The organism is Sphingomonas arvum (assembly GCF_026013565.1).
GTDB classification, from domain to species: Bacteria; Pseudomonadota; Alphaproteobacteria; order Sphingomonadales; family Sphingomonadaceae; genus Sphingomicrobium; species Sphingomicrobium arvum.
The window spans coordinates 102,706-126,905 of the sequence record NZ_JAPDOB010000002.1 but is presented as its reverse complement, the minus strand read 5'-3'; the positions used below and the strand labels follow the sequence as shown (position 1 = coordinate 126,905).

Here is a 24,200-nt window from a genome sequence, read left to right as displayed (position 1 = left end):
CTTCTCCTTACTGGTCCGGAGTTATTCGGCAGCCACGAACTGGGCGGCTTCGGTGGATTCGCCGAGCGCCGTCGTCGAGGCCTGGCCGGCACTGACCGCCGTGGCGATCGCGTCGAAATAGCCGGTGCCGACTTCGCGCTGGTGGCGAGTGGCGGTGTAGCCGTCCTTTTCGGACGCGAACTCGGCCTGCTGCAGCTCGGAGTAAGCCGCCATGCCGCGATCGCGGTAGCCGCTCGCCAACTCGAACATGCCGTGGTTCAGCGCATGGAAGCCCGCCAGGGTCACGAACTGGAACTTGTAACCCATGGCGCCGAGCTCGCGCTGGAACTTGGCAATGGTGTCCGCGTCCAACTTGGCCGCCCAGTTGAACGACGGCGAGCAATTGTAGGCGAGCAGCTTGTTTGGATATTCCTTCTTGACCGCCTCGGCGAACTTGCGCGCATCGTCCAGGTCCGGGTGCGATGTTTCCCACCACAGGAGGTCGGCATGGGGCGCGAAGGCCAGCCCGCGGGCGATGCAATGGTCGAGGCCACTGCCATCACGCAGCCGGAAGAAGCCTTCGGGCGTCCGCTCGCCGGTGATGAACTGGCGATCGCGCTCGTCGACGTCGGAGGTGATGAGCTTGGCGCTTTCCGCGTCAGTGCGGGCGACCAGCACGGTCGGAACGCCACAGATGTCGGCCGCGAGCCGCGCCGAGTCGAGATTACGGACGGCCGCCTGGGTCGGGATCAGCACCTTCCCGCCAAGGTGGCCGCACTTCTTCTCGGACGCGAGCTGGTCTTCGAAGTGGACGCCGGCGGCGCCTGCCTCGATGTAGGCCTTCATAATCTCGAAGCAGTTCAGCGGACCCCCGAAGCCGGCCTCGGCATCGGCGACGATCGGCACGAACCAGTCTCGCTTAGCCCCGCCCTCAAGATGCTCGATCTGGTCGGCACGCTGCAACGTGCGGTTGATGCGGCGTGCGAGCTCCGGCCCAGCATTGGCGGGGTAGAGCGACTGGTCGGGGTACATGGCGCCGGCGGTGTTGGCATCCGCCGCGACCTGCCAGCCTGACAGGTAGATGGCCTGCAGCCCGGCACGGACCATCTGCATGGCCTGGTTGCCAGTGACGGCGCCGAGCGCGCGGACCGGCTCTTCCTGGCCATTGAGCAGCTCCCAAAGCTTCAGCGCACCGCGATGGGCAAGCGTGTGGTCGATCGGAACCGACCCGCGAAGGCGCTGCACGTCCTCCACAGAATAAGGCCGCTCGATCCCATCGAAGCGACCAGGCGGAGCGGAAACGACGTGACTGAAATCGGACATCAACTGACCCCTGACTGGAAACTGAAGGTCGATAGAACCGCAGAATCGCCGAGTCGGGCTCGGTGAAAAGTGCGAAGCCGCCAAGTAAAGACTTGTGCAACTTGTAAAATCTTGACAGGTTCTCAGCTGATGGCGCAGCGTAAGCTCTTCCTTGGTGCCCGACTCAAGCGCCTCCGCCGTGATCGAGGGCTGCAGCAGACCGCCATGGCCGGCGAGCTTGGCATCTCGCCAAGTTATCTCAACCACCTCGAGCGCAACCAGCGGCCGGTTACCGCCGGCATCCTGTTGCGGCTGGCCGAGGCGTTCGAGGTCGATATCCGGCAGTTCGCGAGCGAGGGTGGCGAGCAGGGAGGCGCAGAGCAGCTGGCCGAGGTGTTCTCCGACGGCATGTTCCGCGACCTTGGCATCAGCCGCCAGGAGATTGTGGAACTTGCCGACAACAGCCCGGCGCTCGCCGAAGGCGTGACCCGGCTTTACACGGCGCTACGCGAACTGCACCGGCATCCGCCCGATGCGGCGACCGGCGGGTCCGATCCGCGCGTCCTGATCACGCCGGAGACCTGGGTTCGCGACTACATCCAGGCGCAACGCAACCACTGGCCAGAGCTGGAGGAGGGTGCCGAAACGCTGGGCGGCGCCCTTGGCGATGCACTGTCGGTGGCGGAGCCGCTGCGCCGCCGGCTCAAGGAAGCGTATGGCGTCGAGGTACGGGTGGCGCCGCCCGAGGAGCTCGAGCAGGCCACGCAGGTCTACGATCCGCAGCGTCGGATGCTGCTGCTTTCCTCGCTGCTGAGGCCCGAAAACAAGACCTTCGGCATCGCCTATCAGCTAGCCCTGCTGGAATTTCACCCGATCCTCGCGCGGATGGTCGAGGTCGCCCGGCCGCCCGATCCTGGCAGCCGCCGGTTGCTGCACATGAGCTTCGCCAACTATGCCGCCGGCGCGATCATGATGCCATATGGCAAGTTCCTCGCTGCCGCCGAGCGCTATCGCTATGCCATCGACCGGTTGTGTGCCGAATTCGGCGCCAATGTCGAGCAAGTGGCGCACCGCCTGACCACCATGGGCCGGCCGAGCGCCCGTGGCGTGCCCTTCTTCATGCTGCGGGTCGATCCGGCTGGGAACATCTCCAAGCGCTATGCCGGCGAGAACTTCCCATTCAGCCACTTCGGCGGCACCTGCCCACGGTGGCATCTCCACGCCGCGTTCCAGACGCCGGGGCAGGTCATCCGCCAGATCATCGAGACTCCGGATGGCCAGCGCTTCTTCACCATAAGCCGCACCATCGAACGGCCGATCCGCCCCGACCTGCGGGATGACTCACTGCTCGCCATCGGACTCGGCTGCGAGGTGCGGCATGCCGAGCGCATCGCTTATGCGGACGGCCTAGACCTGAGCGGCGGTATGGCGACGCCGGTTGGGCCGGCGTGCGCCATCTGCCCGCGGCTGCAATGTCCCTACCGCGCGACTCCGCCGGCGGGCCGTGCCTTGGCGGTGCACGAGAACCGGAAGACCATCTCGCCCTACCCGTTCGTACCCAATTAGCGGCGGGGTGACGCGCCGGACCGCTTCGCCTACAGGCGCGGCCATCATGAGCGACCTTAATACCACCTTGAGGCAGATCGCCGCAGCCGTTGACCTGCAGACCCTGGATGGCGCCCGCGTCGCCGCCCTGGGCAAGAGCGGCTGGGTTACGGCCCTGCTCAAGACCCTGGGACAATTGAGCCCTGAGGAGCGGCAGACCCGCGGCCCCGAAATACAGGGCATTCGCAGCCGGGTCGCCGAGGCGATCGCCGAGCGCAAGGAACAACTTGAGGCGGCCGAGCTGGAACGGAAGCTCGCCACCGAGCGGGTCGACCTGTCCCTGCCCGCTGTCGAGCGGCCGACGGGATCGGTGCATCCGGTCAGCCAGGTGATGGAGGAATTGGCCGAGATCTTCGCCGACCTGGGCTTCGCAGTCGCTGAAGGGCCGGAGATCGAAACCGACTGGTACAACTTTACCGCTCTCAACATGCCCGAAAGCCATCCGGCGCGGGCGATGCACGACACCTTTTACTGCGAGCCGCGCGACGGGGAGCCCGCCCGGGTCCTGAGGACCCACACCTCGCCGGTGCAGATCCGGGCGATGCAGTCGATCGGGACACCGTTGCGGATCATCGCGCCCGGACGGGTCTACCGTTCCGACAGCGATGCGACGCACACGCCGATGTTCCACCAGATCGAGGGACTGGTGATCGACCGAGCCATCCACATGGGGCACCTCAAGTGGACGCTGGAGACGTTCCTGAAGGCGTTCTTCGAGCGCGAAGACATCGTACTGCGCCTGCGGCCAAGCTACTTCCCGTTCACCGAGCCATCGGCGGAGGTCGACGTCGGTTACAGCCAGGAGAAGGGCCGCCGCGTCGTGGGCGGCTCCGACGGTTGGATGGAGGTGCTGGGCAGCGGAATGGTCCACCCCAAGGTGATCGCCGCCGCCGGGCTCGATCCTGACGAATGGCAAGGCTTCGCCTTCGGCACGGGCGTCGATCGGCTGGCGATGCTGAAATACGGCATGGACGACCTGCGGGCGTTCTTCGACGGCGATATCCGCTGGCTGAAGCATTATGGGTTCAGCGCCCTAGCCGTGCCCACCTTGTCCCAGGGAGTGGGTGCATGAAGTTCACCCTGTCGTGGCTCCGCGACCACCTCGACACCACCTGCTCTCTCCACGAGATAGCGGACACCCTCACCCGCATCGGGCTGGAGGTCGAGGAGGTCACCAACCCGGCCGAGGCGCTCGCGCCGTTCCGGGTGGCCGAGGTGCTCAGCGCCGAGCGCCACCCGCAGGCTGACAAGCTGCAGGTGCTGAGTGTCGATGCCGGCGAAGGTCCGGTCCAGGTGGTCTGCGGTGCGCCGAATGCGCGCGCCGGGATGAAGGGCGTGTTTGGGCCGCCCGGCGCCTATGTGCCGGGCAGCGACCTCACTTTGAAGGTTGCAGCCATTCGCGGCGTCGAAAGCCGTGGCATGATGTGCTCGGTGCGCGAACTTCAGCTGGGCGAAGAGCACGACGGCATCATCGAGCTTGCCGTCGACGCGCCGGTGGGCAGCAGCTTCGCGAGGTATGCGGGGCTCGATGACCCGGTGTTCGACGTCGCGCTGACGCCCAATCGGCCCGACTGCCTGGGCGTGCGCGGCATTGCGCGCGACCTTGCAGCCGCCGGGCTTGGCACACTGCGCGAGCAGCCGGTGCGGCCGGTTGCGGCGAGGTTCCCCAACCCGATTGCGATCCGCGTGGAGGAGGGGAGCGGGTGCGAGGCGTTCGCCGGGCGGCTGATCCGCGGAGTTCGCAACGGGGCGTCGCCTGAATGGCTCAAACGCCGGCTGATCGCCGTCGGGCTGCGGCCGATCTCGGCGCTGGTGGATATCACCAACTTCTTCTCGCTCGATCAGGCGCGACCGCTGCACGTATACGACGCAGCCAAGCTAAAGGGTGCTGTCGTCGCCCGGCGCGCCCGAAATGGCGAGCGCTTCCTGGCACTCAACGACAAGGAGTATGCGGTCACCGGCGAGGATTGCGTGATCGCCGACGAACAGGCGGTGCTCGGCCTTGGCGGGGTGATGGGTGGCGCGGAGACCGGCGTTTCAGAGCGCACGACTGAATTGCTGCTGGAATGCGCTTGGTTCGATCCGGAGCGCATTGGCGCGACCGGCCGGCGGCACACCATCACCTCCGACGCGCGCGCCCGGTTCGAGCGCGGGGTCGATCCGACTGCGCTGGAGGCCATGACCGAAGCGGCGACCGCGATGATCGTCGAGCTGTGCGGTGGCGAGGCGTCGGAGGTTGCAGTAGCCACGACCGAACGGTGGCGAGAGGTCGTTGCGCCGCGCACCGTCCGCTTCCGCCCAGACCGCACCGCAGACCTGGCCGGCCTCGACCTGCCCGCGTCCGAGCAGACCAATATACTGCAGCGGCTCGGGTTCGAGGTCACTGGCGACGGCGTTCTGCCGCCGGGCTGGCGTCCCGACATCGACGGTGAGGCCGACTTGGTCGAGGAAGTCGCCCGCATCCACGGCTTCGACGGCATTCCGTCCAGCCCGCTGCCACGCCCAGCGGGCGTCGCTCGCCCGACTGCCACTGCGGCGCAGCGACTGGAGCGGCGGGTCAGACGCGCCGCCGCCGCCAACGGCCTCGTCGAAGCAATCACCTGGAGCTTCGTGAGCGAGGCCGAGGCCGCGCCGTTCGGCCCGGACCAGCAGGAAGCTGCCTGGATCGTCGCCAATCCGATCAGCGAAGAGCTGAAGGTCATGCGACCGTCGCTCCTGCCCGGCCTGCTCGCAGCCGCCCGTCGCAACCTCGACCGGGGCGCGACAAGCGTGCGGCTGTTCGAGATCGGTCGCCGCTACCTTGCGGATGCCGAGCGTCCGACGCTGGGCATAGTGCTGGCCGGGGAAGCGGCCCCGCGCCGATGGCAGCACGGCAAGGCGCAGCCCTTCACGCCGTTCGATGTCAAAGCGGAGGTGCTCGCGCTACTTGAGGCTGCTGGAGCCCCGGTCTCCAACCTGCAGGTGTTTCCGGATGCCGGTCCGACCTGGCATCCTGGCCGCTCGGCCACGGTTCGGCTCGGTCCCAAAGCAGTCCTTGCAGCCTTTGGCGAGTTGCATCCGCGGCTGGCGCGCCAGTTTGACGTGCCGGCCGGCACCCAGGCAGCGGAGCTGTTCCTCGATGCCATCCCGGCGCCGCGAGGAGCAACGCGGACCCGCCCCGCCTTTACGCCGCCGACGCTGCAGCCGGTCACCCGCGACTTCGCGTTCATCGTTCCAGACGAGCTTGCCGCGGATGCCCTGGTCCGGGCGGTGCGCGGTGCTGAAAAGGCGTTGATCGTCGGCGCGCGGGTGTTCGACCGTTATCAGCCGGAGGGCGGTCAGTTGAGCCTCGCGGTCGAGGTTGTCCTGCAGCCGACCGAGCGGACGCTGACGGATGACGAGATCGCCGCGGTTTCAGCGCGGATCGTGTCAGCGGCCGAGAAGCTCGGGGCTCGCCTGCGCGGATAGTTCGAACTGGTTCAGGGCCGTATGAACCCGCCGTTCAATCTCGTCGCGCTTGAGGCCGGGCGGGATCGTCTCGCCGATGTGCACGCGAATCGTGCCCGCGCGCTTGAGCAGACCCTTGGGCCATAGCCGGCCGCTGTCGAGTGCGACCGGCACCACCGGCATACCGAGTGCTCGGTACAAGCCGGCGAAGCCTGGACGCAGCTCGGGCGCCTGGCCGACGGGCACTCGCGTGCCTTCGGGAAAGATTACGATCGGCCGTCCCGCCGCCTTGGCCGCCTTGCCCAGGGCCATCATCTCGCGCAACGCGCTCGCGCCCGCTTCACGGTCGACAGGGATGACGCCGTAACGGCGCATGACGGCACCGAGCAGCGGCATCTGGACATAGAGCTGCTTCATCACGACCACGGGGGTATCCACCAGCCGCAGGCACTCGATCGTCTCAACCATCGCCTGGTGCTTGATCGCGACCAGATAAGGACCGGGCGGAACCACGCCCTCCTGTTCCCAGCGAATGCCGAGCAGGTGATGTACCAATTGGTGGTGGAAGTCGGACCAGCCGCGCACCACCCGCTGCAGCGCGCGAGGGCTGGATGCGGCGGCGATGAGGCTGGCGATGCAGTAGACGATGGTGCCGGGGTAGAAGAGGGCAAAGTAGAGGAAGGAGCGGAACCGCTGCATCGCCATTCTCACATGTCCATCCACACCGCGGCGCGGCGCAGGACGTATTTGTTATACTCGCCGAACAGGGTCAGAAAGCGAGGGCGGGTCGGGACGGCGTCGGGGATGATGGTGACCTCTTTACCCAGGTGATGGTGGAACTCATATTCCGCGCGCCGCATGTGCCAGTCGCTGGTGATCAGCCGCACGGAGCGGTAGCCGCGGCGCCCTATCCAGCGGCCGGCTTCCTCGGCGTTGGAGCGGGTGTCGACGCTTTCCGAACCAAGGTCGACGCAGCAACGCAGCACACGCGCGCTTCGCGGGCCTAGGCGCCGGCGGAGATCGGCCGGCCGCACGCTCGGGTCGGCGCCCGCGATCAACATGCGCTGAGCCTGGTGCCGCTGCATCAGCTCGATCCCGCGCTCGATTCGTCCCGGACCGCCAGTCAGGACCACGATGCCCTGGGTCCGTGTCGCTTCGTTCGGCGTACCCAAGGTGACGCTGAACAGGACAAAGCCGAGGGCGTAGAGCAGCACCAGCAGTGCGGAGGCGCGGAGGATCATGGGTCGGCGCGCAATGCCGCGATAATGGTCGCGCGTGCAACCAGCAGGGCCAGCAGGGCCGTGGCGAACGGCAGGGCGCCGAGGAGGATGATGTCGAGCGGCTTGAGCGGGGAGCCGCCGACCGCAACAATCGTGCCGTCATCGAGAGTGGCCAACATCAGCAGCACCAGCACCAGGGCGACGATCGCGCCGGCGCTGCCGCCGACCAGCGTCTCGCGGGCCATGCGCTGCTGGAACAAGGCGGCGAGCTGCTGATCGGTCGCGCCAATGCCGTGCAGCACGGCCACCGTGGAGCGGTGCGTGTCATAGGCACCGCGCGTGGCCAGCATCACGGCCGCGGCAATCGCCGCGCCGAGCAGCACGAGCAGCGCGAAGGTCAGTCCCTGCAGGGTGCGCAGGCCACGAAGCATCGGCCCCAATTGCTCGGGAAAGCTTTGGACGCGCGCGCCGGGAGCAACCACGGCGACCCGGCGCTGAAGGTCGTTCCCATTTGCGCCTGGACGCAGTTCGACGTCGATCAGCCCGGGCACGGGTAGATCGGCGCTGGCGGCCTCGGGTCCGAGCCAGCGCTGCAGCAGGCCGCGCACCTGCTCGTCCGGCACGGGACTTACCGCCGCCACGCCTTGCGCCTGCCCCGCGGCCGCGACCACTGCGCCCATCGACCTGCCGCCCGCGGGCAGCTGAATCGACCAGCGCTGCTCGGCACCGCTCGCGACCGTCGCGGCGGCGTTGGCGATGGCGAGGCCAGCGGCGCCGACCAGCACCGCCACGAACATCAGCACGCCGATCAGCCACGGCGTCAGGCGCGTCCCGCCCTGCGGCAGCAGGCGGCGGTCGGCTAGCGCGGGCACGAACGCGCGCATCAGCCCGCCGCCCGGGTGCGTGGCGGTGGGTGGCGCAGCAGGCCGGTGGGATCGACCAATTGGCCGCCGTCCAGCCGCATCAACTGTGCTCCCTTGGTAGCCGCGATCAGCGATAGGTCGTGGGTGGCCACCAGCACGGTGGTGCCAAGTTCGTTCAGCCGCTCGAAGAGGTGCAGCAGGCGCTTGGCCATGTCCGCGTCGACGTTGCCGGTGGGCTCGTCGGCGACCAGCAGTTCGGGATGGCCGACCACTGCCCGGGCGATCGCAACCCGCTGCTGCTCGCCGCCTGACAGGGTCGGCGGGTGCGCGGCGGAGCGATCGGCCAAGCCAACCCACTCGAGCAGCTCGCGCACGCTGACGGCAATCTCGCTTTCCGGTCGGCGGGCGATCCTGAGCGGCAGGGCTACATTATCGAAGGCCGATAGATGGCGGACCAGCCGGAAATCCTGGAACACCACACCGATCCGGCGGCGGAAACCGGGCAGGGCGGCGCGGGGCGCGTGGCTCAGTTCCTCCCCGAACAGGCGGATGCGGCCGCGGGTCGGCCGCTGCGCCAGATAGAGGAGCTTGAGGAGCGAGGTCTTGCCCGCGCCGGACGCGCCGGTGAGGTAGGTGAAACCGCCGCGCAACAACCGCAAGTCGAGGTCCTTGAGGACCTCGGCGCCCGTGCCATAGCGCAGTCCGACGCTGTCGAACTCGGCAATGGCGTCCGCTCCGCTCACCTTGGCCCACCCCTTCTCACCGCGTTGATTCTCTCGCACGGCCCCGCCGCCTTGCCAATGGAGTCACAGTGCGGTTTACCGGGCCTTCATGAACCACCAGGGGCAAAGGGCAACGCGATGATCCTCACCTGTCCGGCGTGCGGAACTCGGTATGCCGTGAAGGACGGGGCAATCCCGCCAGGCGGCCGCCAGGTCCGTTGCGCCAATTGCAAGAACAGCTGGCACCAGGATCCGGAACCGGTCGTCAGTACCCCCGAGGCGGCGCCAGGCGGAGCGGAAACCCCGTCGGCAGGCCATGCTTCGCCAGAGGAGTTTCCCGCCCCGGCGCCGTTCACCCACCCGGCCGGCGAGCCCGGGGGAAAGCCGGCTGAAGCGGCGCTATCCGACCACGCCCACCCCGACGAGCCCGCTTGGGACGGGTTCGCCGAGGAGGCCGAGGACCCGGATGCAGCTCCGCTGCCGATGCCGGGCGCTTCGACGCCGATGGCGGGCGGCGCGGACGAGCTATCCGATCACCAGGCGCCGATCGAAGCCACGTCGGACCCGTCCGAGCGCTTTGATCCATTGTCGCAGGACGCGCCGGAACCAGTTGCCGCAGCCGTCGTCCGCGCGGAGCCGATCGAGCCCGCGGACGATTTCGCCGCCTTCGACAATGGCCGGCCGGTGGAACGGGGGTCGGGCCGTGGCCTGATCGGCCTGCTACTCGCTTTGCTGCTGATTGCGGTGCTGGTGGCGGCTTTCTGGTTCTTCGCGCCCACGACGCTTAAGGAACGGCTCGGCCTGGCCGAGGCGAACGACACGCCGTTGCTGGTGCAGGTCGACGAGCGCAACCGGCGGACGTTGGCGAGCGGCAACCAACTGCTCGAAGTCAGCGGGCGGATCATCAATCCGAGCGCCAAGGTTCAATCGGTGCCGCCACTGCAGGCGCAGCTGCGCAGCCTGAACCAGCAGGTCGTGTACCGGTGGACGATCCCGCCGCCCACCCCGACGCTTCAGCCGGGCGGAAGCACCAGCTTCAACAGCGCGGAGCTGAACATTCCGGCGTCGGCCGCCTGCCTGGATGTGCTGGTTACGCGGAACAAGCCGCTGGACCCGTGCAAGGCGGCGGATGTATCGGGCCAGGGCGTCGGATAGTCCGGTTGCACGGGCCCGGAGCCGCTGCTAGAGGCCGCGCCCTGCCCCATGATGCGGTCGTGGCGGAATTGGTAGACGCGCAACGTTGAGGTCGTTGTGCCCGAAAGGGCGTGGAAGTTCGAGTCTTCTCGACCGCACCAGCAAGCCGGATAGCTGACCTGCCGGGGGCAGGTCAGCGGGCTTGCTCCGCCGGATGGCATTAGAGCAGCGCGACTTAAATCCGTTCCGGCGGCGCCAGCAACTCCACCCGCTCCATCAGCCGTGGCTCGGCGGCGAAGATCGCTTCCGCTTCCGGATACAATCCCACCAGCAGCCGCCGTGCGGCGCGGGTCAGCACGTCCTCCAGCTCGCCGGTCACCCGTCCGGCTTCCTCGCGGCCGCGCCCCAGCGTCGAGCGCAGCGCACCGCGCTCCGGCTCCAACGCCCGTTCGACTGCTGCCTGCCAGTGCTGCGGATGCTCACCCTCCTCCCACTCGCCGCGACCGCGGCCGAAGTGGGCCACGGCGAGGTAACGGAGCAGGGCCGAGCGGACGAGGCCGGTCATGAACTCCTCCGACCAGCGGACCGAGTTGCTCTCCTCGCCCCGCGCCATGTTGAAGCCTCGCGCCGCGCCCTTGGCTCCGACCGCGCCCAACACCGAGCCGATGATCAGCCCGCCTCCGAGCGTCAGTCCGCCCGCCGCCAGATCTGCCGCAAGGCCGCCCGCCGCGCCGGACAGGATGCCGCCGAGCAGGGTCGCCACGCCTTCGCGCGCCGGGGCGCTTTCGCGATAATCGTCGCGCATGCGTTTGAGCACGTCGCGGGCCGCCTTGCCCGACAGGCCATGGAGCTCGATCAGCGTGTCCGTCGAGCGGCGGATGGCCAGATCAAGCCGTTCCGCCAGCTTGCCCATGGCGCGCTCGGCCTGGGGCGAGTTGTCGCCGCCCGCCGGGTTGAGGATGGCTCCGCGGATTCGGTCGGTCACCCGCCGATCGGGGATCTCCTCGCGGTCGACCACCGCCTCGGCCAACTGTTCGGCCAGCACGTGCATGGAGCGATGAAAGCGTTCGAGGTTGCGGGTCGTCCACGCGGCCGCCAGCGGCGGCATGGCCGCGTGCTTGTCAGGCGGTAGCAGCGGCGCGACCCGCTCGAGCAGCTCGCCTTCCTGCACCCAGCAACGTGCAAAGGCGTCGAGCGTGACGACGCCGCGGACCAGCGGCCGTTCGGCTAGGTGGGTGCGCCAGCGCTCCTCCTCGCTGCGGGTGCGGTCAGACGGCTCGCCGGCCTGGTTAAGCAGGATAAGGATCGGCTTCCTGATCCATTCCAGCACCTCCATTTCGAGCGCGATGTAAGTGGCGGCGGCCGGATCCTCGTGCGCGTTGACGAGGTAGAGGATCACGTCGGCCTCGTCGCGGGCATTGCGAACGGCCTGCTGGCTAGACCACAGCGGCCGGTCGCGCCAGCGGTCCCACACCTGGGTCAGCAGCCAGCCGATCGGATTGCCGGTCAGCTTGAGACGGGTGACCAGTCGCGCGGTGTCGCCAAAACCGGGTGTGTCCCACAGCATCAGCGTATCGGCACCGGCCTGGAGCAGGACGTAGCCGGTCGCGACATCGGTCACGTGAGCGGCATCACGGACTTCGCCAACGTCCTGATTGAGCAAGGTGCGAACCAGCGTCGTCTTGCCGACGTTGGTATGGCTGACGAGGCTGAGATTGACGGTGACCGGATCGGTCATGCGGGCACCGGTGCGCGCTGCAGCGCCTTTTCGAGCGTACGGGCGCCGACTTCCTCCTCGCCGAGTTCCAGGGACAGGATCACCGGCTCCTGCCCGGTTGGGAGCAAGACTTGGCGCCAGGCCTGGGTCCGCTCGTCAAGACGGCGCTGGGCCGACGGCTGGCCACGAAGGCGCTCGCGGAAGGCACTGTCGTCCACCAGCAAGGTCAGGCCGGTGCCGCGGCCGGACAAGGCCGTGGCCACCGCGCGGGCGAAGGCGCCGTGGTTCTCGGCTTCGGGTGTGGAGGCGAGGCTGAACAGCAGGACGAGCTGGTCGGCGTGAGCGAGGCGCTCGCCTTCGCTCGCCAGCCAGCGTTCCTCCTCGCCGTAAGGGACGGGAGGATCGAACCCGACCCGGACCTTCTCGCCCAGCGCCTGGCCGAGCAGTCGCTCAAGCCGCTCGCGGCCGGGTACGGACGGCGTGGTGGCGTAGGGTATGATCCGCGCGGTTCCCGGCTGGCCGAGCGCGTTCCGGAGCAGGGTGCGCACGTAGAAGTCCTCCTCCCCTGGCAGCTTGAGACTACGGGCGAGCAGTGCCGCGCGGCTCGCGCTCCAGGCAGCGAGGAGCAGGCGCGGGATGATCACGAACAGGGCGGCGGTGGTCGCCCACAGCAGCAGCCAATCGCCGGCATTCTCCGACCCGCCGCGCAGGGCGCGCAGCCGCTCGGGCGTAGGAAGCGGGAGGCCGGTCAGCGCCGCAGCCGGGGCAAACACGACCGACAAAAAGGTGCCGATCTCCGTCTCCGCGCCGGACCAGGTGCCGGCCCAGCCCGCCCGGTACTCGGCGGTGTAGCGGGCGCGGATCAGCATGCCGGCAATGATCCCCAGCGCAAACAGGGCCGCCCCGAGGTGCAGCGTGCGCTTGGCACGGGCGGCGGTCAGCGGAGTGGCGGCGGTGCTCCAGTCGCGCGCGAACCGGGCAACGCCGCGCTCCAGCGTCGGCTGGGACGACAAGCGCGCCGCGAACGGACTACCAAGCTTCGCCAACGCTCCAAGCAGCGGGTGCCCCTCGCGGCCGGGCCGGAGCCAGCTGACCAGCGACCACAGGTAGACGGCGGCGTTCCACAGCAACATGCCAAGCAGCGGAAAGGCGAGGATGTTCAGGCGCTCGCCGTCGAGCCGGTGGCTGACGAAGCCGAGCACCAGGGCGGCCAGCGGCACGGCCCAGTTCACCCACGCCGGCCAGCGCGACAGGCCGCAAGCCTGGCGGAGCACGGGAAAGCGGGGCAGCAGCCGGTCAAGCGCCAACGCGGAGCGGCGGTGGAGGAAGCTGGCGACGCGGCGGCCGCCGTCGTCCGGAGCACCGTCAACTAGCGCGGCGGAAGTGGCATATTGCCGATCCTCCCGGGTCAGCACCGCGCCTTCGCGATCCTCGCTCTCAATGGCGCGAACCAATAGCAACTGGCGGGCGGCGGATTCGGGCAGGCGGAGCTGAGGCACAGCACAACAACCCGTGAGCAACCGAGCGGATGCATCCCTTTCGCCAAGCCTTGCGCGACCCCACATGCGAGAAGGACGACTAAGGAGCATAACATGGCCGACATGCCGAAGAGCGAAGCGGAGTGGCGGGAGAAGCTGGGACCCGACCGCTATCGCATCCTGCGCCAGGCCGGCACGGAAGCGCCGTGGACCGGCGAGTTGCTCGAGAACAAGCGCGAGGGCGAATACCGCTGCGCCGGCTGCGGCGCGCCGCTGTTCGAAAGCGACACCAAGTATGAAAGTGGTTCGGGCTGGCCGAGCTTCACCGCCCCGGCCGGCGAGGGTGCGGTCACCGAGATCACGGATCGCAGCCATGGCATGACCCGGGTCGAGGTCCGCTGCGCCAAGTGCGAAGGCCACTTGGGCCACGTGTTCCCGGATGGGCCGGGCCCGGAGGGCCTGCGCTACTGCATCAACTCGGCGAGCCTGGACTTCGCGCCGCAAGAGGACTCGGCGACGCGCGAGTGACGCTTGCGGGCGGGGAGTCCAGCCCGTAAGCCTTGCGGCCACCAATGGCTGCGCCTCCTCGCCGACCCGCTCAACCCGCCCGCCAGGCGCCCGCCTCGCGGCGCGGCTGGTTCGTCACCCTGCTCAAGTGGCTGGTGATCGCCGGCATCGCGGCCGTGATCGCGCTGGCGGTGGCCGTGGGCGTCGCGATGACCCAGCTGCCGTCCTATGGGGAGCTGGCGCGGCGCAACGACCTTGGCCAGATGATCCGGGTCCGCTCGGCTGACGGAAGGCTGCTGGTCAGCATCGGGCCGACCTTCGGCCAATGGATCCCCTACGAGCAGATTCCGGCCCCGATGCGGGCGGCGATGATCGCGGTGGAGGACAAGCGCTTCCGCAGCCATCCGGGTGTCGATCCGATCGGCATTGCCCGCTCGTTCAAGGTCCGCCTGCAGACCGGGCACTTCACCCAGGGCGGGTCGACCATCACCCAGCAGCTCGCCCGCAACATTTTCCTGACGAACAGCCGCACTTTCGGCCGCAAGGCGCGCGAGGCGATCCTGGCGCTCGCGCTGGAGCGCAAGTTCAGCAAGAACCAGATCCTCGAGCTGTACCTCAACCGGGTGTACTTCGGCGGCGGCGCCTACGGCATTGATGCCGCCAGCCGCACCTTCTTCGGCCATTCCGCGACCCGCCTGGGCCTGGGTGAAGCGACCATCATCGCCGGCCTGGTCAAAGCACCGTCCAATTACTCGCCCACCGCCGACGTGGAAGCTGCGCGCGGCCGAGCCGACGTGGTTCTGAAATCGATGGTCGACAACGGTTTCATCAGCGCGACCGCGGCCGCCAGCGCCGACCCCGCGAGGATCGTGGTCCAGCCAAGCGAGAAGCAGAACAGCATCCGCTACTTTACTGACTGGGCGTTGCCCCAGCTAGACACGCTGATCGACGAGACCAGCGACCCGATCGACGTCTACACCACCATCGACACCCGGATGCAGGCCGCGGCTGATCGGGCGGTCAACGCCAATGCGCCGAAGGGCGCGCAGGGTGCCTTAGTCGCGCTGGACCGCGACGGGGCCGTCCGGGCCATGATCGGCGGCCGCGATTATGTGAACTCCATCTATAACCGCGCGACGCAGGCGCAGCGGCAACCGGGATCGGCATTCAAGCTGTTCGTCTACCTGGCCGCGCTGGAATCCGGCATGAAGCCGACCACCACCCTGGTCGATGAGCCGATCACCATCGAGGGCTGGACGCCGCGCAACTCGACCCGCTCCTATCTCGGCCCGGTCACGCTGCGCGAAGCCTTTGCGCGCTCGATCAACACGATTAGCGCCAAAATCGGCTCCGAACTGGGCTTTTCCACCATCGCCGACATGGCGCACCGGTTCGGCATCACCGGCCAGATCTCGACCTATCCCTCGATGGTGCTGGGCACGTCCGACGTGCGGTTGATCGACATGACTCGGGCCTATGCCGCGGTCGCTAACAAGGGCGTGGGTGTCCTCCCTTATGCCATCAATCGCGTCGTGACCGCTGACGGTCGCCTGCTCTACCGCCACGAGCGCACGGACGACCGCGTCCTGGTGGCACCATGGGTGGCGGCCGGGATGACCGACCTGCTGCAGACCGCGGTGCTTTCGGGCACCGGCCGCGCGGCGCAGATCGGGCGGCCAGTAGCGGGCAAGACCGGTACCACTACCAGCAACAAGGACGGTTGGTTCATCGGCTTCTCGTCCGGTATCACGACCGGGGTATGGCTGGGCCGCGACGATGCCCGGCCGATCCCCGGACTGCAGGGCGGCACTGCCCCAGCGCGCGTGTTCCACGACTTCATGGTTGCGGCGGTCGCCAACCGCCCGGTGGAGCAGTTCGAGACGGAAGTGCCAATGCCCGATTGGCAGCTGTCGCCCGAGGAGGACCCCTACGCCAACCAGGCCTTCGCTGGCGACACCCCGCTGGTGGATGCCGACGGTAACCCGCTGCCCAGCCAGTCGACCGAAGGCTACAGCTACGGCCAGCAGCAGCCCTATGGCGCGCCAGCTCAGCCGCAAGGTCCGCCCGACCAGACCGAGCTAGACCGGATATTTGGCGGCACTCCGCCACCGCGCGAGGGTGCGCCGGTTCCAGTCGAGCGCTTCCCGCCGTCGCGTCCGACGGAGCGGCCGGCGCCGCCCCCGTCAGCGCCGGCCGACCAGCCTGAGGGTCGGCCCGAGTTCTCGCAATAAGGCGCGGGCCGGCGCGACCGGCCCGCCGAACAGCTGCTCCTCGGCCGCCCGGAAGCGAGCCGAATGGTCCATGTGCAGCCGGTGCGCCACTTCGTGGGCGACCACGAAGCGCAGGCACTGGGGTGGCGCGAGGATCAGGCGCCAGCTGTAGCGGATAGCGCCCGAGCTCGAGCAGCTGCCCCAGCGGCTCGCGGCATCGCCGACCGACACCGAGCGCACGCTCACTCCGGCCGACCGGGCGACCTCCGCCGTAAGCGTGCTGAGCTGGTCGGCCGCGGTGCGGCGAAGCCAGCGCTCGACCGATCGGCGCATTGAATCGACTGGCCCGCCGACCAGTATTGCATTGCCCTCAAGCTTAACCCCGCGGCGGCCTCCGACCGCTCGGATGGTCACGGGTTGACCCCGAAAGGGCATGATGGCGCGGTCGGCAAAGGAAACGCCGGTCGGCGCGTTGCAGAGCTGCGCCTCGACCCAGGCGCGCTGCTCTCCGGCCCAGCGCAACGCCGCCCGGGCCGAGCCGCGCGGGGGGATGGTCAGTCGAAGCTGCCCACGTTCGTGATCGATCCGCAATCTGAGCCGCCGGGCGGCATGGTGGCGCACCACTGCAACCGGCAGCGGCAGCCCGACCACCTCAAAGATCGCGGTCGACAAGATGAAACTCGAGCTCGCCGGCATCCACTTCGCTGATCGTCCATCCCCGGGTCGACATGCCCGCCTCGTGCACCGTCTCGCGGCTGCCAGTCTTAAGGTAATGCCAGTCGGGCAAAGGCTCGCCCGCCGCGCGCAGGCGGTAGGCGCAGGTGGATGGAAGCCATTCCAGTTCCTCCGCCTTGTCGGGCGACAGCTGAACACAGTCGCTGACGTGCCTGGCCCGGTGCTTGTAGTCGGAGCAGAGGCCGCTGCGACGATCGAGCAGCTTGCAGGCAACGTTGGTCGAGAACAGCTCGCCCGTCTCATCGTCCTCGAGCTTGTGGAGGCAGCAGCGACCGCAGCCATCGCACAGCGCTTCCCACTGCCCGCGGTCCAATTCGGAGAGAGGCTTGTCCCACCAGGGCGGCTGTGCGGGCGTGTTCATGGCGTACCCAGCTGTGGTCTGCTAGGTTCACGCTTTCAAGGGCGACGGGCAAGGTCGAGGATGAAATGCGTAAGGAATTGAGCTTGTTGGCTGTAATCGCTGGGCTGGCCGCGGTGTTCCCCGCGGCGGGGCACGCGCAGACGGCGAGCGTCGGGGGTAGTGTCAGCGTCGGATATCAGTTCCTGTCCGCGGTGCGCGACCGGGACGCCAACAAGGCGCTCGGCTTCATCCAGTCCAACGGCGCGGCGGTGATCAACTTCCGCACCGACAGCGGCGAAAGCGCGCTGCATGTGGTCACCTCCAATCGCGACCTGACCTGGTTGGGCTACCTCATCCAACAGGGCGGCGACCCGAATCTGGCCAATCGCCAGAACGGCGACACACCACTGCACATCGCGGCGCGTAATGGATGGCTGGAAGGGGTAGACCTGCTCGTCGGCAAGCGCGCACGGGTCGATTCGACCAACCGGTTGGGCGAAACGCCTCTGATCGTCGCCGTGCAGCACCGGCAACTGCCGGTGATCCGCCGCCTGCTCGAGGTTGGGGCTGATCCCAACCGGACCGACAATGCCAGCGGACGCAGCGCACGCGATTATGCGAAGCTGGACAGCCGGTCAGGTTCGACGATCACTCAGCTGATGGACACGATCAAGCCCAAGGCCGCCAAGCCTGTCGCCGGTCCCAAGCTCTAGCGATCGAAGCCAAGGCTGGGGTCGATCTGCGCGCTTAGGCGCCGCGCAGCCCGGCGTGCGAAGCGCAACAGTTCCGCCTTACGCCGGGCGGCCGCCAACGGCCGGAGCGCGGCGTCGCGCGTGACCGCCGCATCGTAGCGGTCCGCAACGATCAACCCGGCTTCGCCAGGGAGGAAGCGCTCCTCTTCGCAGATGGAGGCAAGGTGCGGCGGAACGGCCCAGAAGAACCGGTCGCAATACTCCAAGTAGTCGGTCCACTTGGCGTCGGTTGTGAGGTCCGCCTTGCTGACCTTGATCTCGACAATGGTGAGACCGCCTTTGGAATCGATTGCCATCATGTCCGCACGCCGACCGTTCGGCAGCGGCACCTCGCACATGGCGAACAGGTCCTGGCGACAAAACAGGCGGGTCACGCCGCGGGCGACCTCGGTCGCGACCGGCGGAAGGTCGGCGAAGCAAGGGGCGGTTGTCAGGGACTCAGGGGCGGTGCTCACCCCTGCTGATTAGAACAAAGGAGGACCGGAACACCAGTACGAACCGGCGCAGATGCCCAATCTAGCGATAGAAAACGTGGTTACCGACGGCACCGACCCGCACCATCCGCCAGGACGGCGCCACGCTGCGGGCGTGGAAGAAGAGTGCCGTTTTAACCGGGCTGTCGTGAAGATCGCCATGGATGATGCGAGCGATTGCCACCGCGGTCTTCCATTGCGCGCCGTTCCTGTTCACCGCCGGCCAGCGGCCACCCCGGATGAAGCTGAACTGCCCACGTTGCAGCAGCACGCCGCAATAGCTGGACGGGAAGCGGCCGTGGCTATCGGCCCGATTGGCGATAACGCGGCCAACCGCCAGCTGGCCGGTCAGCGGCTCGCTCTTGGCTTCGAAGTACACGCCGGCTGCCAGGCACTCGAGCTCGCGGCTGCCCGCATCGGAGGCGCGCAGGTCAGCGACCTTCTCCGCCAGGCTTTCGGAACGCGACACCGCCGGAGCGGCAATATCGGGAGCGGTCACCTCTGGCTGAACGCCGAGCGGTGCCTCAGGCTGGGTCAGGACGGCCGGAATAGTGGTAGGAAGTGCATCGGTCGACGGAGCGGCGGGAGTGGGGATCGCGGCGGCGGAGGCAACCTTGGCGGGAGCAACCGAACCAGCAGCGAGCGCGATACCAGCAAACATCACGGCGAAACGATGGAACATCCTGAACCCAACACATGCGGTGGACCAACGTCAGGATGCGCACGGATGAGCTTCGAGAAGCTCGCGCAAACTTGGTTAGTCCCCCGTCTCGCGTGGCTCCCTCAGGCGGCCCTTGACTTGCCGCCGGGGAAGCGCCCCGCTCGTCTGGGTTCCTCGGTTCACCGCATTCGAGTTCAGATCAACCTTCGGCGGTCGTTTCAGCGATGAATCGTTCACTCGACGGGACGTCCAGTTCGATAAACCAGCAATCGGGGTCCTGGTCACGGGCACGCGCAAGATGTTGTGCCGCTTCCCGCGAATCGCCAACGTTGGGTCCCACCACTGACCAGCGGTACGTCCAGTCCGCCTGCAAACGGCGTTCGAGAATCGCGCGATGCTCCCCGCGTTCCACGATCACCAGGACCAAGGTCCCGCGCTCGGGATCGCCCTTGCGCAGCACTGTTCCGAAACCGCCCGCCGCTTGCGCCCGCCGCAGCAGCCCGCCCACCTCGACATGGGCCACGAGCCTCGCCTGGTTCATCCTTGGTAGCCAGGCAGCGTGCCAAGGGGGATGTGCGAGCGCAGGAACGTGCCCGTGCCACGTGCGCACTCTTCACCGCTTGCATCGACGATCCGGGCTTCAGCGACGAACACCCGACGGCGGCCGCTGACCCAGCGGCCCTCTGCCTGGGCCGTGCCTTCCTTCATCGGCTTGGTGAAGTGCAGGTTGAACGCGGTGGTCAGGAGGAAGCGGTCGCTGACGAGGCTGTTGGCCGCGTAAAAAGCAGCATCGTCGAGCATCTTGAAGTAGAGCGTGCCATGCGCGGCCCCGGCCGCGTGAAAGGCGCTTGGTGCGACCTCGAACCGGATGGTGGCATGGCCGAGTTCATGCACCGTAAGCGCAGACTCGAATAGCCGGTTGATCGGAGCGGAGGCGTAGAGCGATTCAAGCGCACGGAAGTGCGCGGCGGCGCCCGTCTCAGGCGGCGTCGCGTTCATCGACCCCCATCAGCACCGCCGCCAGCGCATCGCGCGAGCCGGCGCCGCGCAATTGTTCCAGAGTCGGGCCGTGGCGCAGGGCGCGGCTCACTGCTGCCAGCGCCTTCAAATGTTCGGCGCCGGCGTCCGGCGGTGAAAGTAGAAAAAAGACGAGGTCGACAGGCTGACCGTCGATCGCCTTGTAATCGAAGGGCGTTGCGAGGCGCGCTACCATGCACCAGACGCGCGCGAGCCCTTCGATCTTGCCATGGGGGATAGCGACGCCGTTGCCGAACCCGGTCGAGCCGAGGCGTTCGCGCTCGGCGACCGCCGCGGTAATCACGGCCGGGTCGAGCCCGAGCCGCTGGGCCGCGAGCTGCCCTAGAAGGTGAAACAAGCCCCGCTTATTGCTCGCGGGGAGCGCGGGCTTGATTGATTCAAAGTCTACGAACTCAGTCAGACGCATTGCACGATCACTCGAACAGGAACGGCCGTTCAGCCGCGGACGCTATGCATTGGGGTGACGGATCAGCCGCGCGGCTCGACCCAGCCGATGGTCCCGTCTTCGCGGCGATAGACCATGTTGAACTGACCCGTTCCCTTGTTGCGGAACATCAACGCACCAGTGTTGCGAAGGTCCATCAGCATCACGGCGTCGCCGACGCTCGCCTCCGGGATGTCGACCCGGGTTTCGGCAATAATCGCAGGATGTTCTGGCGAGGGTGTCTCATCCGGGGACGGATAGGAGAAAATGGTGTAATCCGCATTGTCGGCAGGTTCGGCGGACGCTTCGTCCACCTCGGTCTTACGCTCCCGCAGCCGCGAGACATAGCGCCGCAGCTGCTTCTCAATCTTGTCGGCCGCACCTTCAAAGGCGACGTGCGCGTCCGGTGCCCGGCCGAACGCCTTAAGCACGATGCCGTTGACCGGCGCCACGATGTCGCAGGTGAAGCCGCGATCATGCGGGCCGCGCCCGAAAGTCACGCTGGCACCAATGGCGCGGGAAAAATAGCGATCGGCGATGGCCGAAATGCGCTCGGCGACGCGGCCACGCAGCGCTTCGCCCGTCTCCACCTGGTGGCCCGATACACGAACGTCCACTTGGCGGACTCCTTTCATTTCCGATCGGCGGCGGCGCCCTAGTGCCGGGGCCGCGCAACCGTCAATGGGCGGCGCGCGGGTCCGCCGGCTGCAGCTGCAGCCACAGCGGCTCCTTGAGCGCGGCGACGAACTGGGCGTGACGCGCCAACTCTTCAACGGACGCCACATGGGGCCGCGCCGGACGGACGGGCCGCTGCGCCGGACGGACTTCCTCTGCCACCAGCCCGGTGGTCGCCAGCGCATCGGCCATCAGCGACAGTCCGATCTGTCGGCCGCCGGTCAGCTCCACATAGACCTGCGCCAACAGCTGCGCGTCGAGCAGCGCGCCGTGCTTGACCCGGGCCGAACGGTCCACGCCGAAACGAGTGCAGAGCGCGTCCAGGCTATGCTTGGCGCCCGGATGTTTCGACCGCGCCATCATCAGCGTGCAGATCATCCGGCTGAGGCACACGGGATCGCGCCCGCACTGAGCCAGCTCGGCGTTGAGGAAGCCGAAGTCGAATGAGGCATTGTGCGCGATCAGCGGTGCGTCGCCGATAAAGTCGAGCAGTTCCTCGCAGCGGTCCGCGAACAGCGGCTTGTCGCTAAGGAAGATGGTGGACAGCCCATGCACCGCTTCCGCTTCGGACGGCATGGAGCGGCACGGATTGAAATAAGCATGGAATGAACGGCCGGTCTCGCACCGGTTGACCAGCTCGACGCAGCCGATCTCGACCATCCGGTCGCCCGTCGCCGGATTGACGCCGGTGGTTTCCGTATCGAACACGATCTCGCGCATGGCCGAGACTATGCGCCGGTCCCGATTCCCAGTCCAGCGAGGATCGCATCGACCTCGCTCTCGGTCTCGGTCAGCGAGCGACCTGTGTCGATGACGAAGTCGGCGCGCGCCCGTTTGACAGCGTCGGGTGTCTGCCGGGCGAGGATGGCGGCGAGCTTGTCGGCGGTCATGCCGGGGCGGGCAAGCACCCGCTCTCGTTGCAGGGTCGCGGGCGCGGAGACAACGATCACGTGGTCGAACGCCTGCTCGCCACCGGTTTCGAACAGCAACGGTATGTCAAACAGGATCGCGGGCGAATCGGCGTGCGCAGCGGTGAAGCGGGTCCGCTCGGCCCCGACTGCAGGATGGACGATTGCTTCCAGGTCCGCGAGCTCGGCGGGACGACCCAGCACGGCCCGGGCCAACGCTTCGCGATCGACCGCACCGTCGCGGGTGGTCCCAGGAAAGCGCTGCGCGATGGCTTCGACCAGTGCGCCGCCGGGGCCCTGGAGTTCCCTGACGACGGCGTCCGCATCGAACACCGGTACGCCGCGCCGGCGGAACATGGCCGCTACCGTTGACTTGCCCATGCCGATGGAGCCGGTGAGCGCCAGGCGGATCATGCCGTCAGCCGCTCGCGCAACTCGGGGTCATGCTCGCGTGGGGCGGGGTGGCCGAAGAAGGCTTCGAACGAAGGCGCTGCCTGGCCGATCAGCATGTCGAGACCGTCGATGACCCGGAGCCCTAACGCGCGCGCTTGTCGAAGAAAGCCGGTCTCGAGTGGCGAGTAGACCATGTCGAAGACGATCGTATCGGGACCATAGGAGGTGAGATCGACCGGCACATCGGGCTGGCCGGCCATGCCCATCGGCGTGGCATTGATAATGACGTGCGACAAGCGGTGCAGGTCCAATTCGCCATTCGGGCGGATGGGTCCGATCGCTTCCAGCGGATGGCAGTTGGCGGACGGAGTGCCGGTCATTGCTGCGACTTCTAGCCCAGCGGACCGATTGCGGCAGAAGATCTGGAAGTCACCATAGCCCGCCAAGCCGGCGCCAAGAACGGCACCGCGAGCCGCTCCACCCGAACCGATGACCTGTACATAAGTCGTGACCTGGTCCGCATGCGGCAGGCGCCCGAGCCGACGCAAGGGCTCGGCGACGCCTTGCACGTCGGTATTCTCTAGCCTCAAGCTTCCATCCCCCTCTGGGAATAGCAGATTGCCGGCATGCAGCCGCTGCGCTTCCGCTCCCAGCCGTCCCGCGTGAGGTACCACTTCGGTCTTGAGCGGCATGGTGACGTTACAGCCACGCCACGCCGGGTCGCGTTTGCGCTCATGCAGGTACCGGCTAAGGTCAGCCGGCGTGACTTGCTCGCGCCGGTATTCGCCCTGGAGCCCGGACTTGTCGAGCCAGAAACGATGGATAGTCGGCGACCTGCTATGCGCAACGGGGTCGCCGATCACCTCGGCATAGGCAATCATGCCGGCAACATCCCGCGAGCACGCAGCTCGCCCAGCAACGGCAGCAAGGGCAGGCCCAAGATTGTGAAATGGTCGCCGTTGATCCGCTCAAACAATTGCGCCCCAGGACCTTCGAGCCGGAACACGCCCACGCAATAGCTGACCTCGGGCCAGTCCGCATCAAGGTAGCCGGCGATGAACGCATCGCTAAGCGGCCGGACCGCCAGGCGCGCTGCCTCTGTCGTGCGCCACACCACCGCGCCGCCCTGCGCCAGCGCCACGCCGCTGGTCAGTTCCATGGTCTTGCCCGAAAAGAAGCGCAGGTGCTCGGCAGCCTCCTGTCGCCCCCCCGGCTTGGAGAAGCGGCGGCCATCGACCGACAAGACACTGTCGCTGCCGATCACTAGTGCTTCGGGGCGCCGTTGTGACACGCTCAGCGCCTTGGCTTCGGCCAACGCGACGGCAAGCTCCGCGTCCGAACCCACGAAACCCTGCTTGACCCGCGTCTCGTCCACTTCGGGCGTCTCCGCCGCATAGGGAATGCCGACGTTGGCTAGCAGCGTGCCCCTGATCGGTGAGGTGGAAGCGAGCACAAGGTCCATATCTGTTCCTGTGGATAAGCCGGTGACTCGCCCTAGCGCGGTCGCGTGCATCGTCCAACCGAGCGATCCATCCGCCGAACCGCGGCCACAATCCGCGGATTCGTCCACCGCCTCTCACAATTGCCCCCAGCCTGTGGATCATGGGAGGGACTCAGAACGACTCGCCGGAGTCAGTC

The 24,200-nt window shown here is 67.6% G+C and carries 26 protein-coding genes and 1 tRNA gene; 8 read left to right on the top strand and 19 right to left on the bottom strand.

All coding sequences use genetic code 11. From position 1 onward, the window contains the following. Window positions 1-21 precede the first annotated feature (21 nt). The gene (aceA, locus tag OMW55_RS08095) at window positions 22-1,302 is read right to left on the bottom strand and encodes an isocitrate lyase (RefSeq protein WP_264882275.1); all 1,281 of its coding nucleotides are present in this window, start codon (window positions 1,300-1,302) and stop codon (window positions 22-24) included. Window positions 1,303-1,431: 129 nt separating this feature from the next. On the opposite strand from aceA, the gene OMW55_RS08090 reads away from it, so the two are divergent. The 3 genes from OMW55_RS08090 to pheT are packed head-to-tail and all read left to right on the top strand — an operon-like array spanning window position 1,432 to window position 6,333. Further along, on the top strand, window positions 1,432-2,847 hold the full coding sequence (locus OMW55_RS08090) for a helix-turn-helix domain-containing protein (protein WP_264882273.1): 1,416 nt from the start codon (window positions 1,432-1,434) through the stop codon (window positions 2,845-2,847). 46 nt (window positions 2,848-2,893) lie between these two features. Next, window positions 2,894-3,958 (top strand): phenylalanine--tRNA ligase subunit alpha, encoded by a 1,065-nt coding sequence (pheS, locus tag OMW55_RS08085; RefSeq protein WP_264882272.1) that lies wholly within the window; start codon window positions 2,894-2,896, stop codon window positions 3,956-3,958. Beyond that, on the top strand, window positions 3,955-6,333 hold the full coding sequence (pheT, locus tag OMW55_RS08080; protein WP_264882270.1) for a phenylalanine--tRNA ligase subunit beta: 2,379 nt from the start codon (window positions 3,955-3,957) through the stop codon (window positions 6,331-6,333). Before pheS ends, pheT begins: the two co-directional genes overlap by 4 nt. Here pheT and OMW55_RS08075 read toward each other — a convergent pair. Genes OMW55_RS08075 through ftsE form a run of 4 tightly spaced genes read right to left on the bottom strand, consistent with a single transcriptional unit; the run spans window position 6,295 to window position 9,138 of the window. Next, entirely contained in the window at window positions 6,295-7,017 is a 723-nt protein-coding gene (locus OMW55_RS08075; protein WP_264882268.1) for a lysophospholipid acyltransferase family protein, read from the bottom strand. The genes pheT and OMW55_RS08075 overlap by 39 nt on opposite strands. A gap of 2 nt (window positions 7,018-7,019) precedes the next feature. Beyond that, window positions 7,020-7,553, bottom strand: a complete 534-nt coding sequence (locus tag OMW55_RS08070) for a YdcF family protein (protein WP_264882267.1) — start codon at window positions 7,551-7,553, stop codon at window positions 7,020-7,022. Continuing rightward, on the bottom strand, window positions 7,550-8,416 hold the full coding sequence (locus OMW55_RS08065) for a cell division FtsX domain-containing protein (protein WP_264882265.1): 867 nt from the start codon (window positions 8,414-8,416) through the stop codon (window positions 7,550-7,552). The genes OMW55_RS08070 and OMW55_RS08065 overlap by 4 nt, the downstream gene beginning before the upstream one ends. After that, entirely contained in the window at window positions 8,416-9,138 is a 723-nt protein-coding gene (ftsE, locus tag OMW55_RS08060; protein WP_264882264.1) for a cell division ATP-binding protein FtsE, read from the bottom strand. Before ftsE ends, OMW55_RS08065 begins: the two co-directional genes overlap by 1 nt. A gap of 117 nt (window positions 9,139-9,255) precedes the next feature. Between ftsE and OMW55_RS08055 the strand changes: the two genes are divergently transcribed. Further along, entirely contained in the window at window positions 9,256-10,272 is a 1,017-nt protein-coding gene (locus OMW55_RS08055; protein ID WP_264882262.1) for a zinc-ribbon domain-containing protein, read from the top strand. 53 nt (window positions 10,273-10,325) lie between these two features. Beyond that, a tRNA-Leu gene (locus OMW55_RS08050) sits at window positions 10,326-10,412 on the top strand. A gap of 74 nt (window positions 10,413-10,486) precedes the next feature. Here the strand turns inward: OMW55_RS08050 and OMW55_RS08045 are convergent. Then, window positions 10,487-11,989, bottom strand: a complete 1,503-nt coding sequence (locus OMW55_RS08045; RefSeq protein WP_264882260.1) for a GTPase domain-containing protein — start codon at window positions 11,987-11,989, stop codon at window positions 10,487-10,489. Continuing rightward, entirely contained in the window at window positions 11,986-13,467 is a 1,482-nt protein-coding gene (locus OMW55_RS08040) for a DUF2868 domain-containing protein (protein WP_264882258.1), read from the bottom strand. Before OMW55_RS08040 ends, OMW55_RS08045 begins: the two co-directional genes overlap by 4 nt. Window positions 13,468-13,560: 93 nt before the next feature. On the opposite strand from OMW55_RS08040, the gene msrB reads away from it, so the two are divergent. After that, a complete protein-coding gene (msrB, locus tag OMW55_RS08035; protein WP_264882256.1) occupies window positions 13,561-13,974 on the top strand; it encodes a peptide-methionine (R)-S-oxide reductase MsrB in 414 nt (137 codons plus the stop codon). A gap of 44 nt (window positions 13,975-14,018) precedes the next feature. After that, window positions 14,019-16,184 carry a transglycosylase domain-containing protein gene (locus OMW55_RS08030; protein WP_407822129.1) on the top strand — a complete coding sequence of 722 codons (2,166 nt, stop codon included), beginning with the start codon at window positions 14,019-14,021 and terminating at the stop codon, window positions 16,182-16,184. On the opposite strand, the gene OMW55_RS08025 is transcribed toward OMW55_RS08030, so the two are convergent. Both OMW55_RS08025 and OMW55_RS08020 read right to left on the bottom strand, forming a co-directional pair. Next, window positions 16,137-16,835: a M48 family metallopeptidase gene (locus tag OMW55_RS08025; RefSeq protein ID WP_264882255.1), complete on the bottom strand. Its 699-nt coding sequence runs from the start codon at window positions 16,833-16,835 to the stop codon at window positions 16,137-16,139. The genes OMW55_RS08030 and OMW55_RS08025 overlap by 48 nt on opposite strands. Next, a complete protein-coding gene (locus OMW55_RS08020) occupies window positions 16,816-17,259 on the bottom strand; it encodes a YcgN family cysteine cluster protein (protein ID WP_264882253.1) in 444 nt (147 codons plus the stop codon). The genes OMW55_RS08025 and OMW55_RS08020 overlap by 20 nt, the downstream gene beginning before the upstream one ends. An 86-nt stretch (window positions 17,260-17,345) precedes the next feature. Between OMW55_RS08020 and OMW55_RS08015 the strand changes: the two genes are divergently transcribed. Further along, window positions 17,346-17,951 carry an ankyrin repeat domain-containing protein gene (locus tag OMW55_RS08015; RefSeq protein ID WP_264882252.1) on the top strand — a complete coding sequence of 202 codons (606 nt, stop codon included), beginning with the start codon at window positions 17,346-17,348 and terminating at the stop codon, window positions 17,949-17,951. Here OMW55_RS08015 and OMW55_RS08010 read toward each other — a convergent pair. From OMW55_RS08010 to OMW55_RS07965, 10 genes are all read right to left on the bottom strand, one after another. Further along, window positions 17,948-18,445, bottom strand: a complete 498-nt coding sequence (locus OMW55_RS08010; RefSeq protein ID WP_407822128.1) for an MmcB family DNA repair protein — start codon at window positions 18,443-18,445, stop codon at window positions 17,948-17,950. The genes OMW55_RS08015 and OMW55_RS08010 overlap by 4 nt on opposite strands. A 61-nt stretch (window positions 18,446-18,506) precedes the next feature. Further along, window positions 18,507-19,145, bottom strand: coding sequence for a cell wall hydrolase (locus tag OMW55_RS08005; RefSeq protein ID WP_264882250.1), 639 nt, complete (start codon window positions 19,143-19,145; stop codon window positions 18,507-18,509). A 178-nt stretch (window positions 19,146-19,323) separates the two neighbouring features. Further along, window positions 19,324-19,647 (bottom strand): DUF1491 family protein, encoded by a 324-nt coding sequence (locus OMW55_RS08000; RefSeq protein WP_264882248.1) that lies wholly within the window; start codon window positions 19,645-19,647, stop codon window positions 19,324-19,326. A gap of 14 nt (window positions 19,648-19,661) precedes the next feature. Continuing rightward, the gene (locus OMW55_RS07995) at window positions 19,662-20,123 is read right to left on the bottom strand and encodes a PaaI family thioesterase (RefSeq protein ID WP_264882245.1); all 462 of its coding nucleotides are present in this window, start codon (window positions 20,121-20,123) and stop codon (window positions 19,662-19,664) included. Further along, window positions 20,104-20,568, bottom strand: a complete 465-nt coding sequence (locus OMW55_RS07990; RefSeq protein WP_264882243.1) for a PTS sugar transporter subunit IIA — start codon at window positions 20,566-20,568, stop codon at window positions 20,104-20,106. The genes OMW55_RS07995 and OMW55_RS07990 overlap by 20 nt, the downstream gene beginning before the upstream one ends. Window positions 20,569-20,630: 62 nt before the next feature. Then, window positions 20,631-21,203, bottom strand: a complete 573-nt coding sequence (gene hpf / locus OMW55_RS07985) for a ribosome hibernation-promoting factor, HPF/YfiA family (protein ID WP_264882241.1) — start codon at window positions 21,201-21,203, stop codon at window positions 20,631-20,633. A gap of 61 nt (window positions 21,204-21,264) precedes the next feature. Continuing rightward, window positions 21,265-21,981, bottom strand: coding sequence for a DNA polymerase III subunit epsilon (gene dnaQ / locus OMW55_RS07980; RefSeq protein WP_264882240.1), 717 nt, complete (start codon window positions 21,979-21,981; stop codon window positions 21,265-21,267). A gap of 8 nt (window positions 21,982-21,989) precedes the next feature. Further along, window positions 21,990-22,583 carry a dephospho-CoA kinase gene (gene coaE, locus OMW55_RS07975; protein WP_264882238.1) on the bottom strand — a complete coding sequence of 198 codons (594 nt, stop codon included), beginning with the start codon at window positions 22,581-22,583 and terminating at the stop codon, window positions 21,990-21,992. Continuing rightward, window positions 22,580-23,443 carry a shikimate dehydrogenase family protein gene (locus OMW55_RS07970; protein WP_264882236.1) on the bottom strand — a complete coding sequence of 288 codons (864 nt, stop codon included), beginning with the start codon at window positions 23,441-23,443 and terminating at the stop codon, window positions 22,580-22,582. The genes coaE and OMW55_RS07970 overlap by 4 nt, the downstream gene beginning before the upstream one ends. Beyond that, window positions 23,440-24,024, bottom strand: a complete 585-nt coding sequence (locus OMW55_RS07965) for a Maf family protein (RefSeq protein ID WP_264882235.1) — start codon at window positions 24,022-24,024, stop codon at window positions 23,440-23,442. Before OMW55_RS07965 ends, OMW55_RS07970 begins: the two co-directional genes overlap by 4 nt. Between the last annotated feature and the right edge of the window lie 176 nt (window positions 24,025-24,200).

What these genes read in the sequence shown, in the direction of transcription:
- aceA (WP_264882275.1), bottom strand. Translation starts at nt 1,302, where the DNA reads ATGTCCGATTTCAGTCACGTCGTTTCCGCTCCGCCTGGTCGCTTCGAT.
- OMW55_RS08090 (WP_264882273.1), top strand. Translation starts at nt 1,432, where the DNA reads ATGGCGCAGCGTAAGCTCTTCCTTGGTGCCCGACTCAAGCGCCTCCGC.
- pheS (WP_264882272.1), top strand. Translation starts at nt 2,894, where the DNA reads ATGAGCGACCTTAATACCACCTTGAGGCAGATCGCCGCAGCCGTTGAC.
- pheT (WP_264882270.1), top strand. Translation starts at nt 3,955, where the DNA reads ATGAAGTTCACCCTGTCGTGGCTCCGCGACCACCTCGACACCACCTGC.
- OMW55_RS08075 (WP_264882268.1), bottom strand. Translation starts at nt 7,017, where the DNA reads ATGGCGATGCAGCGGTTCCGCTCCTTCCTCTACTTTGCCCTCTTCTAC.
- OMW55_RS08070 (WP_264882267.1), bottom strand. Translation starts at nt 7,553, where the DNA reads ATGATCCTCCGCGCCTCCGCACTGCTGGTGCTGCTCTACGCCCTCGGC.
- OMW55_RS08065 (WP_264882265.1), bottom strand. Translation starts at nt 8,416, where the DNA reads ATGCGCGCGTTCGTGCCCGCGCTAGCCGACCGCCGCCTGCTGCCGCAG.
- OMW55_RS08055 (WP_264882262.1), top strand. Translation starts at nt 9,256, where the DNA reads ATGATCCTCACCTGTCCGGCGTGCGGAACTCGGTATGCCGTGAAGGAC.
- OMW55_RS08045 (WP_264882260.1), bottom strand. Translation starts at nt 11,989, where the DNA reads ATGACCGATCCGGTCACCGTCAATCTCAGCCTCGTCAGCCATACCAAC.
- msrB (WP_264882256.1), top strand. Translation starts at nt 13,561, where the DNA reads ATGGCCGACATGCCGAAGAGCGAAGCGGAGTGGCGGGAGAAGCTGGGA.
- OMW55_RS08030 (WP_407822129.1), top strand. Translation starts at nt 14,019, where the DNA reads ATGGCTGCGCCTCCTCGCCGACCCGCTCAACCCGCCCGCCAGGCGCCC.
- OMW55_RS08020 (WP_264882253.1), bottom strand. Translation starts at nt 17,259, where the DNA reads ATGAACACGCCCGCACAGCCGCCCTGGTGGGACAAGCCTCTCTCCGAA.
- OMW55_RS08005 (WP_264882250.1), bottom strand. Translation starts at nt 19,145, where the DNA reads ATGTTCCATCGTTTCGCCGTGATGTTTGCTGGTATCGCGCTCGCTGCT.
- OMW55_RS07995 (WP_264882245.1), bottom strand. Translation starts at nt 20,123, where the DNA reads ATGAACGCGACGCCGCCTGAGACGGGCGCCGCCGCGCACTTCCGTGCG.
- OMW55_RS07990 (WP_264882243.1), bottom strand. Translation starts at nt 20,568, where the DNA reads ATGCGTCTGACTGAGTTCGTAGACTTTGAATCAATCAAGCCCGCGCTC.
- dnaQ (WP_264882240.1), bottom strand. Translation starts at nt 21,981, where the DNA reads ATGCGCGAGATCGTGTTCGATACGGAAACCACCGGCGTCAATCCGGCG.
- coaE (WP_264882238.1), bottom strand. Translation starts at nt 22,583, where the DNA reads ATGATCCGCCTGGCGCTCACCGGCTCCATCGGCATGGGCAAGTCAACG.
- OMW55_RS07970 (WP_264882236.1), bottom strand. Translation starts at nt 23,443, where the DNA reads ATGATTGCCTATGCCGAGGTGATCGGCGACCCCGTTGCGCATAGCAGG.
- OMW55_RS07965 (WP_264882235.1), bottom strand. Translation starts at nt 24,024, where the DNA reads ATGGACCTTGTGCTCGCTTCCACCTCACCGATCAGGGGCACGCTGCTA.